The organism is Nucisporomicrobium flavum (assembly GCF_016464385.1).
Lineage (GTDB): Bacteria > Actinomycetota > Actinomycetes > Mycobacteriales > Micromonosporaceae > Actinoplanes > Actinoplanes flavus_A.
The window spans coordinates 92,332-106,736 of sequence record NZ_JADMLH010000025.1; the positions used below are offsets into that span (position 1 = coordinate 92,332).

A 14,405-nucleotide genomic window follows, 5' to 3' on the forward strand; every position below is an offset into this window, starting at 1 on the left:
CGCCAACCCGACTGACTGAGCCATCTTGTTGGGTCATCCTGACAGGCATTACTCTCCTGTATTGACATGCTGGGACCGACATAGACCCTGGTGGGTGGACCCATGGCGTACGAGATTCCGACGCCGAAATACCTGCGCGTACTGAACGCGCTGCGCGCCCGTATCGAAGACGGGACCTATGCACCCGGCGCCGGCCTGCCGTCGGAGAGCCAGCTATGCGCGGAGTTCGACGTCTCCCGTCCGACTGTGCTGCGAGCGCTCGGCATCTTGAAGCAGGACGGCTGGATCGAGTCTCATCAGGGCAAGGGCAGCTTTGTCCGTGGACGGCCGCCGTCGGGTGGCGCTGCGCCCCAGTACGCGCGGGATGCGGTCGATCTCGATGAGGGCGCTGAAACGGAGATCCTGCATGTCGGGGCCGTCCTGGCGACGCCGCGAGTTGCCGCCGCTCTCGACGTCCCGGAAGGCACCCCGGTCTACGAGCGCCGGCGCCGCACGGTGTCGGCCGCCGGGCCGATCGATCTGATCAGCACTTTCGTCCCAGTGGACATCGCGGTCGGTACGGACATCAGCAAGCCGGACCCGATCTCAGGCAGCATCCTCGACCACATTGCGAGCCGGAAGCGCCTGCGCGCCGACTACGCGACCGAGCGGCTGACCGCCCGCCAGGTCGATCCATCCGAGGTGGACGCCCTGGGCGTACCGAAGGACGAGGCGGTCCTCAGTGTGGTCATCACCGCGTATCAGTCGACCGGCGCACCCATCCTGGCCTCGCTGATCGTGATGCCCGGCAGTCGGCACGAGATCGAGGACACGTACCCCCTCTCCTGATCTTCGTATTCACCATCTGAAATACGGATCTTGTCTCTTGGCCTGTGCTTACAAGCTGACCTAGCTTGTAAGCATAAGAGGATGTCAGGTTGACATTCGTCAGACCAGGAGGCAGCTAGATGGTTCCGCTGACGTTGAAGGTCCCCGTTCCGTTCGAGTACGTCTTCCCGGCTGGAGCGCTCTGCCTGGGCGTCGACGCTGCCGTGGACTTCGAGCGCCGTAACGACCCCGACAATCAGGCCCGCGACAAGGAGACCGGCGAACGTATGTGGGTCGTGCGCGTGCTGGACCTCGATCCGCAGGCCGGCAAGTTCGGCCGTACGACGGAAGTCAAGGTGAAGGTCGTCGCGCCGCAGCAGCCCGTGCCCCCGGCGTCGGCCGTGCCGGGCTACCCGCCGTCGATCGAGTTCGACGGCCTGACCCTGACGCCGTACGTGGACTCGCAGCGCTGCAAGAGCAGCGGCAACTGTCGAGCACGGATGGCCTACTCGCTGCGCGCCGACAACATCCGCGCCGCAGTCGCCGCCTGAGCTGCATCGACCGCTGATCGCGCGGGCGGGCCGTTTCCCCGCCAAGAGTCCCGGCCCGTCCCGCGCGCGACCACTCAACCCCTCGACGCTGCGAAGGAGGGCCTTCGTGCCCACCGTAGATCACGCTGCCCCGACGACGAACTTCTCCGCTGGTCTCTCCGCGCTGCTCCGGGAACTCCCGGGGGCAGCCACCCCTGTCGGTGAACGTGCGGACTGGTTCGATCGCAAAGCCGCGCTCCTCGACGCCGCCGGCGCCGCCGACCTGGCCCAAGGCGCCCGTGACGAGGCTGCCCGACTGCGGGCGGGGTGCCAGTAGATGCCACTGATCAACGTCATCCCTGGGGAGAAGATCCCCACGGCTCCGCTTAACACCCGCCTTCCGGTGTGGCGCATCCCCGGCTGGCTGCTCCTCTTCGTCTGGCTGGCACGCGGCACGGCAAGGTCCGTCGTCCTGGCCGTTCGCTACTGGTGGATCACCGGTCCGGCCTTCGCTGGCGCCTGGGTCTCGGAGAGGTACGGGTGGAAGGTCGCCCTCGGCGTCGCCCTGGTCCTCCTCGTCGCGGGCTGCACCTGGTGGCGTCTTCACCCGTCGACCTGGCTCCAGTTCGGCTGGTATCCGGCCGTTGGCCGCATCCGCCGGCTTTGGGTCTACCGGCGCGGATGGACCGCCGCTATGACGGCCTGTGGCCTCGTTGGCGTGCATGGCGGTGGCCGCTGGATTCCCCGTCTGCTTACGGTGCGATCGAACAAGTGGGGCGACCGTGTAACGGTCCGGCTGCTGCCCGGCCAGCACCCGGACGACTGGGCCACCGCAGCGCCGCGACTCGCGTACACATTCTGTCTGAGGGAAGCCCGAGCCTTCACGACCGATCGGCCCGACCGCATGGTGCTGCACTTCGTTCGCCGTGATCCGCTTGCCGCGCTCGTGGGCCCTCTGCCCGTACCCGAGGTTCCTGACTTCGCCGGGCTCACCCTTGGTGTACGGGAAGACGGTGATCCGTACCGGCTCCGTCTGACCGGATCTCACGTTCTGATCGCGGGCGCGACGGACTCGGGTAAGGGCTCGGTGGTTTGGTCCCTGCTGCGTTCGATGGCTGCCGGGATTGCGTCAGGTGTCGTGGAGGTATGGGCCTTCGATCCCAAGGGAGGCATGGAACTCGCGGCCGGCGGTCCACTCTTCGCGCGGTTCGCCTACGACGACCCGGACAGCATGGCCGGCGTCCTGGAGGAAGCGGTCAAGCGGATGAAGAGCCGGGCCGCCCGACTGCGCGGGTTCACCCGGCAGCACGTGCCCACGGCTGACGACCCGCTGATCGTGATCGTCATCGACGAGCTGGCCGCGCTGACGGCCTACCTGACCGACCGCAAGGTGCGCGACCGCATCAAAGAATCGCTGTCGCTGCTGCTGTCGCAAGGCCGGGCAGTTGGCATCCACGTCGTGGCCGCATTGCAGGATCCGCGCAAGGACGTATTGCCCTTCCGCGACCTGTTCCCCACACGCATCGCGCTAAGGCTGACCGAGCCCGGGCACTGCGACCTGGTTCTCAACGACGGTGCCCGGGACCGCGGGGCGTTGTGCGACGAGATCCCGGAAACGATGCCGGGCGTCGGATACGTCGTCCTCGACGGGGTGCGGGAGCCCGTGCGAGTCCGATTCTCCTACCTGAACGACGACGAGATCGCCGAGCTGGCTGTCACGTACGCACGTCCGCAGATCGGTGGCGACCAGTGATGGTCGGCGGAACCCGTACCGAACGGGTTGAGGGCTTGCTGTTGATCGCCGTTTTGCTCGTGGTCGGAGGGTTCGCGGGTGCGGCCTCGTTCACCCACGTCAAGGACTGGACGATGGCGAACTCCCCGGCGGGCACGGGGGAGTGGTTCGGCTGGGCCAACGCGGTGATCTCTGAGCTCATCCCCATGGCCGCGCTCCTCACCATCCGCCAGCGTCGCCGAAAGGGCGGCTCCATCGGCTACCCGATGTTTCTGCTCGTCTCCGCCGTCGCCCTGTCGTTGTCGGCACAGCTCGCGGTCGCCAAGCCGGGGCTGTCTGGCTGGCTCCTATCGGCCGTCCCGGCGCTGGCGTTCCTGGGGCTGTCCAAGTTGCTCCTCAACACCGAACCGGCCACGCCCGCGCCGCAGACGGAACCTGTCGCTCTGGTGAGCGAAGAACCGCCGCAGAAGGCACCTCGACCCCTTCGTCCCGGCCTGGTGCCGGTCCCCGCCCAAGCATTCGCCCGCTCCGGTGTTCAGGAGGCCACGCTGTGACTGCTACCGCTCTGCTGTCGGAACCCCGGCCCGGCTCGCGCGCCGCCCGGATGCGGCAGCCTCTCGCCAAGGACGCGATGCGGCTGCTCGCCGAGCGCAACGGCGTCTGCGTCCGACCGCTCCCGCTGCGACGGACCGACACCGTGACCGGCCTGACCGAGGTCGTGGAGGTGCCCTGCGGCGCCCGCCTGGCCGCCAAGTGCAAGCCCTGCGCCGAGCGCAACCGCCGCCTCCGCATCCAGCAGATCCGCGAGGGCTGGCATCTGGAGGACGAGCCGGCGGTACGGCCGGAGCAGCCCTCACGGGATGTTCTGGACCTGGTGAAGACTCGCGCACACCTCGAGTTCGACCGGGAAGCCCTGCGCTACGAGCCGATTACGCCCAACGAGCGAGCCGAGCGCCTCGCCGCCCTGGACGCCCAGATTGCGGAGGTGGACGAAGCGCTGGGCGAGACAGACCTGCGCGGGCACCTGACGCCGAAGGAACGGAACGAACGACCGCGCCGCCAGCGCTCCACCCGTCGCCGGCATGACTCGCCCGACCTGCCCCGGCTGCCCATCGATCCCCGGACCGTCGGCCGCACCTTCCAGGGCAAGGCCGGCCAGACCTTCCGCCCGTCGATGCTGCTCACGCTCACCTTGGACTCGCACGGCCCGGTCCACTCCCACGTACGCCGCGGTGCCTACGTCGCACCGTGCCCCTGCGGCGAGCGGCACTCCATCCATGACCCGAAGCTCGGTACGCCGGTGGACCCGGCCACCTACGACTACCGACGGGCAGCCCTCGACGCCATCCACTTCGCCCGTGTCCTCGACCGTTGGTGGCAGAACCTCCGCCGGGCCGCCGGCTGGAACGTCCAGTACGCGGGCGCGGTCGAACTTCAGCGGCGGCTCGCCCCGCACGCGCACTTCGCCGTGCGGGGCACGCTGCCGCGCCGCCTGGTCTCGATGGTCGCTACGGCGACCTATCACCAGGTGTGGTGGCCGCCGTTCGATGAGATGACCTACCGCGTCGACCGCCCGCCGGTCTGGGATCCGGAGGCCGACGCCTACGTCGACCCGACCACGCGAGAGTCGCTGCCTACGTGGGGCGAGGCCCTGGACGCTCTCGATGACCCGGACGCCCGGCCGGCCTACGTCGCCCGGCTCGGCCGGACCGACGCGCGGGGCATCGCCCAGGGCTCGAAGGACGCCGAGCGGTCGATCCGGTACGTGACCAAGTACGTCACCAAGGATCTGACCGAGCACGCCAACCCGTCGTCGTCGGCGCAGAAGGCCCACGCCGACCGGCTCCACGCCGAACTTGCGGTGCTCCCGTGCTCGCCGACCTGCGCGAACTGGCTGCTGTACGGCGTCCAGCCCGATCGACCCAAGGCCGGCCTGGTTCCTGGCCGCTGCACCGGCAAGGTTCACCAGCGCTCGACGCTCGGGTTCACCGGCCGCCGCGTCCTGGTCTCCCGGCAGTGGTCCGGCAAGACCCTCGCCGACCACCGCGCGGACAACCGGGCCTGGATCCGCGCCGTCCTCGGCGGCGACCTGGCCGAGCCCGAGGAGACCAGCGCCGAGCGGTACCGCTTCGAGCTGGCCCGTCCCGACGACCCTGATGTCCTTCCCCTGGAACACCGGATCCTGCGGGCCGTCTCAGCCCGGATCCGGTGGCGATCCCAGGTCGATGCAGCCCGCCGGCTTTCGGCAACCGGACCTGCGGAGGCCACCCGTGCCGCATGAACAACCCGAGCAGAGGAGGAACGGAATGGACGACGAGCTGCTGACCACCGATGAGGTCGCCGCTCGCCTCCGCGCGACGCCCCGCTTCGTGCGTCGCCTCGTCGCCGAGCGGCGCATCACCTACGTCAAGGTGGGTCGCCTGGTGCGGTTCGAGGAGGGCGCCGTCACCGCCTACATCGAGGCGCACCGGGTCGTCCCGATCAACCGAACCGAGGTCAGCCTCAACCTTCGGCGGGCCGCCTGATGGCCGGCAAGCCGGGCCGCCGGCGTTTCGGCAACCTCCGCAAGCGCGACTCCGGCCGGTGGCAGGCGCGGTACCTCGGCCCGGACGGGCTGATGCACTCCGCGCCGAACACCTTCGCCACCGAGCGCGACGGGGAGCAGTGGCTCACGCTCATCGAGTCCGAGATCATCCGGGGACACTGGCAGGCTCCGGAGGCTGGCGAGGTGATGATCTCCTCGTACGGCGAGCGGTGGATCGCCGAACGCAAGCTGGCTCCGCGCTCGCGCCAGGGATACGAATACCTGTTCTCGCTTCACATCGAGCCGCACCTGGGCAGGCTCACGCTGGGCGCGGTCCAGCCGGCCACGATCCGCGCCTGGCGGCGCAAGCTCCTCGCCGGCGGAACCCCCGAGCCGCAGGCGGTCAAGGCGTACGCCCTGCTCCGGGCGATCTTCAGTACGGCCGTGAAGGAGGACGAGATCATTCGGCAGAACCCGTGCCGAATCCCTGGCTATGACCGCTACCACACCCCCGAGCGACCTACGGCGACCGTCACCCAGGTCTTCGCACTCGCGGACGCCATGCCGCCCCGGTTCTCCGCTCTGATCGTCGTCGCCGCGCTCTCCGGTCTCCGCTGGGGTGAGCTGGCCGCGCTGCGACGCCAGGACGTCGACCTGGCGGCGGGACTCGTTCGGGTGCCGCGCAAGCTGGCCGTGCTGAACGGCCGGATCGAGTTCGGCCCGCCGAAGTCCGACGCCGGTGTCCGGGTGGTCGCGCTGCCGGCCGCGGCCGTGGAAGCGCTCGGGACGCACCTGGCGGCGTTCGTCGACGACTTCCCCGACGCTCTCATCTTCACCGGCGAGAAAGGGGGAGTGCTGCGGTCGAGTTCTTTCGGCAGTGCGGTCCGCTGGCGGGCAACCGTGGCGCGGCTCGGCCTTCCGGAGTTCCACTTCCACGACCTCCGGCACACCGGGAACACGCTCGCCGCGTCCTCGGGCGCAAGCACCCGCGAGCTGATGCACCGGATGGGCCACTCGACCATGCGCGCCGCACTCATCTATCAACACGCGACGAGCGAGCGGGACCGTGAGATCGCCTCGGCGATGGACCGCCGGATCGCCAAACAGGCAGGCAAGAAGGCGGCCAAGGGCAAGAAGGCCGGCGGCCGGAAGAAGAAGGACGAGCGGCCCGAACGCTGAGCTACTGGCCCGCCAATGGCCCGCAAGATCGACATACCCACCTGGAACGCCCCCGCACCGTGGGGTCTGGGGGCTCGGCCCCCACGGCCAATATGGCGAAACTCCCAGGTCAGCGCACTTTGCTGACCTGGGAGTCCCAGAGTTGAGCGGGCGACGAGAATCGAACTCGCGTAATCAGTTTGGAAGACTGAGGCTCTACCATTGAGCTACGCCCGCGCAGCGCCGCACCTGGGTGCGACGCCGTGGCTAGAGTACTGAATCCCCTCGCCGGACGCGAACCGGTTCCCCCGCGTGGCGCATCCGGGCGACGCCGAGGCACACGCCACACCGGCGACCGCATACACTTGCCTGCGGCCTCGGGGTGTGGCGCAGCTTGGTAGCGCACTCGCTTTGGGAGCGAGGGGCCGTGGGTTCAAATCCCGCCACCCCGACTTTCACCAACACACGAAGAGATCCGCAAGGAGTACGCCTGTGAAGAGCACCGTCGAGACTCTGAGTCCGACCCGGGTGCGGCTCGCCATCGAGGTGCCGTTCGATGAGCTCAAGCCGAGCCTGCAGAAGGCGTACCGCGAGATCGGTTCCCAGGTCCAGATCCCCGGTTTCCGGCGCGGCAAGATCCCGGCGGCCGTCATCGACCAGCGCGTGGGCCGCGGGGCGGTGCTCAACGAGGCTGTGCAGGAGGCCATCCCGCAGCAGATCCTCGCCGCTGTGCGCGAGCACGAGGTGAAGACGCTCGGCCGTCCCGAGGTGGAGATCACCGAGTTCGCCGACAACGAGCCGCTGAAGTTCACGGCCGAGGTCGACGTACGCCCCGAGATCACCATCCCCGACCTTTCCACCATCAAGGTCGAGGTGCCCGCCGTCGAGATCGGCGACAACGAGATCGACGAGCAGATCAACGGTCTGCGGGAGCGTTTCGCGACGCTCAAGACCGTGGAGCGTCCGGCCGCCGAGGGTGACTACGTCCAGCTCGACCTGCGCGCCACGGTCGACGGCGAGGAGGTGCCGGGCGGCTCGGCCACCAACATCTCCCACGAGGTGGGCAGCAAGCAGCTGCTCCCGGGCCTCGACGAGGTGCTCGTCGGCCTGGTCGCCGGCGCGGACACGACCTTCACGACCCAGCTCGTCGGCGGCGACTACGCCGGCCGGGACGCCGAGGTCGCCGTGACTGTCCGTACGGTCAAGGACAAGCAGCTGCCCGAGATCAACGACGAGTTCGCCCAGATGGCGAGCGAGTTCGACACCCTCGACGAGCTGCGCGCCGACCTCAAGGAGCGGCTCACCAAGGTCAAGAAGGTGGAGCAGATCTACGCCGCCCGGGACGAGGCGCTCAAGCAGCTCGTCGCGGCCGCCGACATCCCGGCGCCGGAGGGCATCGTCAAGGACGAGGTCGAGGGCCGTAAGCAGGCGATGACCGACCAGCTCGAGCGCATCGGCGCCACCCTGGAGGACTACCTGGCCTCCGAGGAGAAGACCGAGGAGCAGATCGACACCGAGCTGACCGAGGCGGCCACCGAGGGCGTCAAGATCCAGCTGCTGCTCGACACGATCGCGGACGCCGAGGACATCCAGGTCTCCGACGACGAGTTCGGCCACGAGATCGTGCACCGGGCCCAGCGCGCCCAGATGCAGCCTCAGCAGTACTACGACCAGCTCGTGCAGTCCGGGGCGGCCGCGGCCGTCTTCGGTGACGTGCGCCGCGGCAAGGCCCTGGCGAACGTCATGGAGCAGGTCGAGATGAAGGACGCCGAGGGTAACGTCCTCACGCTCGACGACCTGCGGGCCGCGAGCGAGGACGAGCACGCCGGGCACAACCACTGACGGTTTCCTGAAGGGCCGCCGCGCGTCCGCGGCGGCCCTTTCGGTGTTCCCTGCGGGCCCGGTGCGCTGTCAGCGAACACCTGCCCGAGGGGGAAGCTGATGCGCATCTGACCGGTTAGGTTGGTCGTACGACGGAGAACCTGCCGGCTGGATCCCTCGGCCGGCACAGTCAGCTGTGAAGGGCTGCCATGACCGATCTGCACGTCCCAGCGAGTCCCACGCTGCGTGGTGACTCCCTCAGTGGCAACCTCGACGATTCGGTCTTCAACCGCCTCCTGCGCGAGCGCATCATCTTCCTCGGCAGTGAGGTGACCGACCAGGTCGCCAACCGCATCTGTGCGCAGCTGCTGCTGCTCTCCGCGGAAGACCCGGAGCGCGACATCAACCTGTGGATCAACTCGCCGGGTGGTTCGGTCTACTCCGGCATGGCGATCTACGACACCATGCAGTTCATCGACAACGACGTCGCCACGGTGGCCATGGGCATGGCGGCGTCGATGGGTCAGCTGCTGCTCTGTGCGGGAGCCAAGGGCAAGCGCTACGCGCTGCCCCACGCGCGGATCATGATGCACCAGCCGTCCGGTGGCATGGGCGGCACCGCCGCGGACATCGCCATCCAGGCCGAGCAGATGCTGTACACCAAGCGCATGTTCCAGGAGCGGGTGTCCTTCCACACCGGCCAGGACCAGGCGACGATCGAGGCCGACTCCGACCGGGACCGCTGGTTCACGGCGCAGGAGGCCAAGGAGTACGGCTTCATCGACAAGGTGATCACCGGGGCGACACAGGTCCCCGAGGGCGCCGGAACGCTGAACTGAGGAGCTGAGCTATGACAGACCTGACCATGCCTCCCGGGTTCGCTCCGGTGCACAACCGCTACGTCCTGCCCTCGTTCGTCGAGCGCACGTCGTACGGCGTGAAGGAGTCGAACCCGTACAACAAGATGTTCGAGGACCGGATCATCTTCCTCGGCGTGCAGGTGGACGACGCGTCGGCCAACGACGTGATGGCCCAGCTGCTGACGCTGGAGAGCGCCGACCCGGACCGCGACATCCTCATGTACATCAACTCGCCCGGTGGCTCGTTCACGGCCATGACGGCGATCTACGACACGATGCAGTACGTCCGCCCGGACATCAGCACGGTGTGCCTGGGCCAGGCGGCCAGCGCGGCGGCGGTGCTGCTCGCCGGCGGCACGCCCGGCAAGCGGATGGCGCTCCCGCACTCGCGGATCATCATCCACCAGCCGGCCACCGAGGGCGGCTACGGCCAGGGCTCGGACATCGAGATCCAGGCGCGCGAGATCCTGCGGATGCGCACCCAGCTCGAGACGCTGATCGCCAAGCACTCGCAGCGGACGCCCGAGCAGGTGAGCAAGGACATCGATCGCGACAAGATCATGACGGCCGACGAGGCCAAGGAGTACGGCATCGTCGACACCGTGCTGGCCACCCGCAAGAAGAGCCTGCAGGCCGCCGGCGTGGGTAGCTGACGCGTCCGGCGCATGCCCGCCAGTTTGGGCGGGCGGCCCGGGTTGAGCACGCGGTGTCAGGGGCCGGTCGGGTCACGCTAGACTGACTGGCCCCTGACACGCCCGTTTTGGGGGGTCGGAGAACTGCCCCTCAGCGGGTAACGTCGAGTCGGCAACCTCAGTAACGCGAGTCGGCAGACGATGAACTCTGCAAGACGATGATGTGGCGACGAGGAAGATCGTCCTCAAGGCCGGGGCCGGCTGTCAGCCGGCCGATGAGCGCAGGGAGAACGTAGGTGGCACGGATCGGTGACGGCGGCGACCTACTGAAGTGCTCCTTCTGTGGGAAGTCACAGAAGCAGGTCAAGAAGCTCATCGCGGGCCCTGGGGTCTACATCTGCGACGAGTGCATCGACCTCTGTAACGAGATCATCGAGGAAGAGCTGGCCGAAACCGGCGAGGTGAAGTGGGAAGAGCTTCCCAAGCCGATGGAGATCTGCCAGTTCCTCGACAACTACGTGGTGGGGCAGGAACAGGCCAAGAAGGCCCTGTCGGTCGCGGTCTACAACCACTACAAGCGGATCCAGGCCGAGTCGAGCGGCGCTCCCGGTGCGGGCAGCGACGTCGAGGTGGCCAAGTCCAACATCATGCTCATCGGCCCCACCGGTTGCGGTAAGACGCACCTGGCGCAGACGCTGGCCCGGATGCTCAATGTGCCGTTCGCCATCGCGGACGCCACGGCGCTGACCGAGGCCGGCTACGTCGGCGAGGACGTCGAGAACATCCTGCTCAAGCTCATCCAGGCCGCCGACTACGACGTCAAGCGCGCCGAGCAGGGCATCATCTACATCGACGAGGTCGACAAGATCGCCCGCAAGAGCGAGAACCCGTCGATCACCCGGGACGTCTCCGGCGAGGGCGTGCAGCAGGCCCTGCTGAAGATCCTCGAGGGTACGGTCGCGAACGTGCCGCCGCAGGGAGGCCGCAAGCACCCGCACCAGGAGTTCATCCAGATCGACACCACGAACGTGCTGTTCATCGTCGGCGGTGCGTTCGCGGGGCTGGACCGGATCATCGAGTCCCGCATCGGCCAGGGCGGCGTCGGCTTCGGTGCCCACCTGCGCTCGGTGTCGGAGCGCAACACCGACGACATCTTCAGCAAGGTCATGCCGGAGGACATGCTGAAGTTCGGCCTGATCCCCGAGTTCATCGGCCGGCTCCCGGTCATCACGACCGTGCGGAACCTCGACCGCGAGGCGCTCATCAAGATCCTCACCGAGCCCCGCAACGCGTACGTGAAGCAGTACCAGCGGCTCTTCGAGCTGGACGGCGTCGAGCTCGAGTTCGACACGGGCTCGCTTGAGGCCATCGCCGACCAGGCGATGCTGCGGGGCACCGGCGCCCGGGGCCTGCGGGCGATCATGGAGGAAGTCCTCCAGAACGTGATGTTCGAGGTGCCCAGCAACCCCGACGCGGCCCGAGTCCTGATCACTCGCGAGGTCGTCGTCGAGAACGTGATACCGACCATCGTTCCGCGCGAGTTCGTCGGCCGTCGTGCCCGCCGTGACCGCGAGGAGAAGTCCGCCTGACGCCCTCGTACGGTCTGCCGGAGGTCCTGGCCCGGGTGGAGCGTGGCGAGTGCCTCCCGACAGATCCCTGGCTCGATCTTGTGCCGTCACCGTCGCCTGACAAGGCGGCGGTGACCGCCTTTCCGGGGCACATCGTGGTCGCGGCGGACGTCGACCGTCCGTGGCTCGACGAGCGACTGGTGGACGGCGATCTCGCGGCACCCCTGTCGCCGCGCTTCCTGACCGCGCTCGAGGATCTCCTGGGGCTGGTCTGCGGCTGCATCGACGCCGTCGTTCTGGCCGACCCGCTGCCCGGGCCGCCACCGCTCGACCTCACAGCCCTCGACGACAGCAACCATCCGCGAGTGGTCCGGGCGCGCCGGTTCCGCAGCGATGTCCGCGTCTGGACGGCCGGCGATTCGGTCCTCGTGATCGGTCGCGGCCTCGCGGGTCGCTGGGAGGCGGCCATCGAGGTCGATGGGCAGGCCCGCAACGCCGGCCTCGGCCGGTCTCTCGCCCGCTCAGCGCGCCACCTCGTGCCCGGGAACAGCCCGGTGTGGGCTCAGGTGGCCCCGGGGAACGCCGCCAGCCTGCGCGCCTTCCTGGCCGCCGGCTACCGGCCGGTCGGCGGCGAGGTCCTGCTCACCCCGCACGGCGACTGAGGTCGTTTCCCGGTCGCCCGTCCAGCCGTACGCTGACTCGCATGCGCGTCGCCGTCTGCCAGCTGAACGCCCGCGAGGACCGTACGCACAACCTCGCCGTGGCCCGCGACCTCCTGGACCGGGCCGCCACAGCCGGAGCGACCCTCGCGGTCCTCCCGGAGTACGTCGACTACCTGGGGCCCGGCGCCGGCATGCCCGAGCCCGAGCCGGTCGACGGTGAGTTCGCGACGTTCTTCGCTGCGGCCGCCCGCGACCTGGGCATGTGGGTCCACGCCGGCTCGTTCCACGAGGCCGGCCCGGACGCCGACCACACCTTCAACACCTCGCTGATCTTCAACCCGGCGGGTGAGCTGGTGGAGATCTATCGCAAGATCCATCTGTACGACGTGGAGATCCCCGGCCGCGTGTCCTACCAGGAGTCCCGCTCGGTGGCCCCCGGCGACCGTACGGTGATCGCCGACATCGACGGCGTCCCGACCGGCCTGTCCATCTGCTACGACCTGCGCTTCCCCGAGCTGTACCGCCGCCTCGCCATCGACGGCGCCAAGGTCCTCGTGGTGCCCGCGGCCTTCATGATGCATACGGGCCGCGACCACTGGGAGGTCCTGCTGCGCGCCCGGGCGATCGAGAACCAGTGCTACGTGGTGGCCGCCGGCCAGATAGGCGACCACGACCCCCACCGCACCTGTTACGGCCGCAGCATGATCATCGACCCCTGGGGCACCGTCCTGGCCCAGGCCCCCGACACCGTCGGCATCACCGTCGCCGACCTGGACCTCGCCCGCCTGGACCAGCTCCGTACGGACCTCCCCAGCCTCGCCAACCGCCGCCTCTGACCCAAATCACCACCGCTGCTGACCCCTGTTCGGAACCTCCCCGAACCCACTTCGGGACCGCCGCGCACCCTCGCCGGGACCGCCGCCCACCCTTACCGGGACTGCGGTGCACCCTCACCGGGACCGCTGCGAAATGTCATCGAGACCCTTAACTAAGCCGGGTCGGGACTACCGCTGACCACCATCGGGACCGCCGTGCCCCTACGCCCACCCGGTTCCTCACCTGGCTGAGTGCCGTCCCGCCGACCGTCACCCGCCCGAGCTACGCCAACGCTCCAGGCCGGCCCGCGTCTCCAGTCCGGACATCCCGCCCTCACCGACCGGCCGATCCACCTAGAAGCTCTGCACCAGGTAGCTCACGACGGCGACGCACACCACAGCACCGCCGGCCAGAAGCATGGCTCCACCCATCCGCGAGGGTCCCCGCATGATCAGGCGATGTACCGACACAACGACCGCCGCCAGCACCAGAATGCCGATGACCAGCTGAGACAGGGGCATCAACTGGTCGAACAGAGCATCGGCGGCAAGCGCCGGGTCAGCAACCATGCCTGCCACTCTGGCACGGTCCCGCCCCAAACGGCGCGTACGCCTCCACCCCGATTTGCATTCCGGGTGAGGGGTCGCGTAACTTTCTCTCTGCCCGAGGGGAACCCGGACGGAACGGCACGAAAGTGACGCTTCGCCAAAGTCCCCGAGGGCAGCCGGAAGCAGGAGTTATCCTCGCTGAAGGCACCGGGCGAGGCAGGCGAGCGAAGTTGCGCCAGCGAGAACGACCGGGTAGAGTACAACGGCCAGCAGGAACCGGGCGGATCGATCACTAGATGATCTCCGGACGGCTGCCAGGCCATCCGACAGCACTCGCGCCTTCACGGGCGTGAGCGTCAGCGCGGAAACACTTGGGCGATGCTACGAAGATCCTCGGATCTTCCAAGACTCCGGTCTTGCGCTAGCGAAGTCGACCAGGTAGGTTGGATCGGTTGCCCCGAGCGGGTCGCCTTAACGGGCGGTTCCGAACGGTGTGTGGTTGTTCTTTGAGAACTCAACAGGGTGCTTGATAAGCCAGTGCCAATTGATGATTTACCCCGGCCAGGCGTGTTTGTTTGTCTGGTTGGATTCCTTTGGCAGCATTTTTTGTTGCCGGGACGCTTTTCAAGTTTTTGTTGGAGAGTTTGATCCTGGCTCAGGACGAACGCTGGCGGCGTGCTTAACACATGCAAGTCGAGCGGAAAGGCCCTTTCGGGGGTACTCGAGCGGCGAACGGGTGAGTAACAC

General features: G+C 68.2%; 14 protein-coding genes, 2 tRNA genes and 1 rRNA gene. 15 read left to right on the top strand and 2 right to left on the bottom strand.

Features of this window, described 5'->3' with window-relative positions; all coding sequences use genetic code 11:
• The first annotated feature begins 102 nt into the window (after window positions 1-102).
• From IT780_RS37350 to IT780_RS37380, 7 genes are all read left to right on the top strand, one after another.
• Complete coding sequence (locus tag IT780_RS37350) at window positions 103-828, top strand: GntR family transcriptional regulator (RefSeq protein ID WP_199516589.1); 726 nt, start codon at window positions 103-105, stop codon at window positions 826-828.
• Window positions 829-947: 119 nt separating this feature from the next.
• The gene (locus IT780_RS37355; protein ID WP_199516590.1) at window positions 948-1,358 is read left to right on the top strand and encodes a hypothetical protein; all 411 of its coding nucleotides are present in this window, start codon (window positions 948-950) and stop codon (window positions 1,356-1,358) included.
• Window positions 1,359-1,674: 316 nt separating this feature from the next.
• Window positions 1,675-3,090, top strand: a complete 1,416-nt coding sequence (locus tag IT780_RS37360) for an FtsK/SpoIIIE domain-containing protein (protein ID WP_199516591.1) — start codon at window positions 1,675-1,677, stop codon at window positions 3,088-3,090.
• Window positions 3,090-3,623 (top strand): DUF2637 domain-containing protein, encoded by a 534-nt coding sequence (locus IT780_RS37365; RefSeq protein WP_199516592.1) that lies wholly within the window; start codon window positions 3,090-3,092, stop codon window positions 3,621-3,623. Before IT780_RS37360 ends, IT780_RS37365 begins: the two co-directional genes overlap by 1 nt.
• A 50-nt stretch (window positions 3,624-3,673) precedes the next feature.
• Window positions 3,674-5,350 carry a replication initiator gene (locus tag IT780_RS37370; RefSeq protein ID WP_233414158.1) on the top strand — a complete coding sequence of 559 codons (1,677 nt, stop codon included), beginning with the start codon at window positions 3,674-3,676 and terminating at the stop codon, window positions 5,348-5,350.
• Window positions 5,351-5,375: 25 nt separating this feature from the next.
• Complete coding sequence (locus IT780_RS37375) at window positions 5,376-5,594, top strand: helix-turn-helix domain-containing protein (protein WP_199516593.1); 219 nt, start codon at window positions 5,376-5,378, stop codon at window positions 5,592-5,594.
• Window positions 5,594-6,772: a tyrosine-type recombinase/integrase gene (locus IT780_RS37380; RefSeq protein ID WP_199516594.1), complete on the top strand. Its 1,179-nt coding sequence runs from the start codon at window positions 5,594-5,596 to the stop codon at window positions 6,770-6,772. The genes IT780_RS37375 and IT780_RS37380 overlap by 1 nt, the downstream gene beginning before the upstream one ends.
• A gap of 145 nt (window positions 6,773-6,917) precedes the next feature.
• Here the strand turns inward: IT780_RS37380 and IT780_RS37385 are convergent.
• Window positions 6,918-6,988 (bottom strand) — tRNA-Gly (locus tag IT780_RS37385).
• 141 nt (window positions 6,989-7,129) lie between these two features.
• Between IT780_RS37385 and IT780_RS37390 the strand changes: the two genes are divergently transcribed.
• From IT780_RS37390 to IT780_RS37420, 7 genes are all read left to right on the top strand, one after another.
• A tRNA-Pro gene (locus IT780_RS37390) sits at window positions 7,130-7,203 on the top strand.
• A 40-nt stretch (window positions 7,204-7,243) separates the two neighbouring features.
• Window positions 7,244-8,593: a trigger factor gene (gene tig / locus IT780_RS37395; protein ID WP_199516595.1), complete on the top strand. Its 1,350-nt coding sequence runs from the start codon at window positions 7,244-7,246 to the stop codon at window positions 8,591-8,593.
• A 188-nt stretch (window positions 8,594-8,781) separates the two neighbouring features.
• On the top strand, window positions 8,782-9,411 hold the full coding sequence (locus tag IT780_RS37400) for an ATP-dependent Clp protease proteolytic subunit (protein ID WP_199516596.1): 630 nt from the start codon (window positions 8,782-8,784) through the stop codon (window positions 9,409-9,411).
• An 11-nt stretch (window positions 9,412-9,422) separates the two neighbouring features.
• Complete coding sequence (locus IT780_RS37405) at window positions 9,423-10,085, top strand: ATP-dependent Clp protease proteolytic subunit (protein ID WP_199516597.1); 663 nt, start codon at window positions 9,423-9,425, stop codon at window positions 10,083-10,085.
• Window positions 10,086-10,360: 275 nt separating this feature from the next.
• Window positions 10,361-11,653 (top strand): ATP-dependent Clp protease ATP-binding subunit ClpX, encoded by a 1,293-nt coding sequence (gene clpX, locus IT780_RS37410; protein ID WP_199516598.1) that lies wholly within the window; start codon window positions 10,361-10,363, stop codon window positions 11,651-11,653.
• Window positions 11,654-11,667: 14 nt separating this feature from the next.
• Window positions 11,668-12,294: a GNAT family N-acetyltransferase gene (locus tag IT780_RS37415; RefSeq protein ID WP_372443896.1), complete on the top strand. Its 627-nt coding sequence runs from the start codon at window positions 11,668-11,670 to the stop codon at window positions 12,292-12,294.
• 41 nt (window positions 12,295-12,335) lie between these two features.
• Complete coding sequence (locus IT780_RS37420) at window positions 12,336-13,130, top strand: carbon-nitrogen hydrolase family protein (RefSeq protein ID WP_199516600.1); 795 nt, start codon at window positions 12,336-12,338, stop codon at window positions 13,128-13,130.
• A 333-nt stretch (window positions 13,131-13,463) separates the two neighbouring features.
• On the opposite strand, the gene IT780_RS37425 is transcribed toward IT780_RS37420, so the two are convergent.
• On the bottom strand, window positions 13,464-13,679 hold the full coding sequence (locus IT780_RS37425; protein WP_199516601.1) for a hypothetical protein: 216 nt from the start codon (window positions 13,677-13,679) through the stop codon (window positions 13,464-13,466).
• 611 nt (window positions 13,680-14,290) lie between these two features.
• On the opposite strand from IT780_RS37425, the gene IT780_RS37430 reads away from it, so the two are divergent.
• Window positions 14,291-14,405: ribosomal RNA gene (locus IT780_RS37430) — 16S ribosomal RNA — on the top strand; the annotation flags it as partial.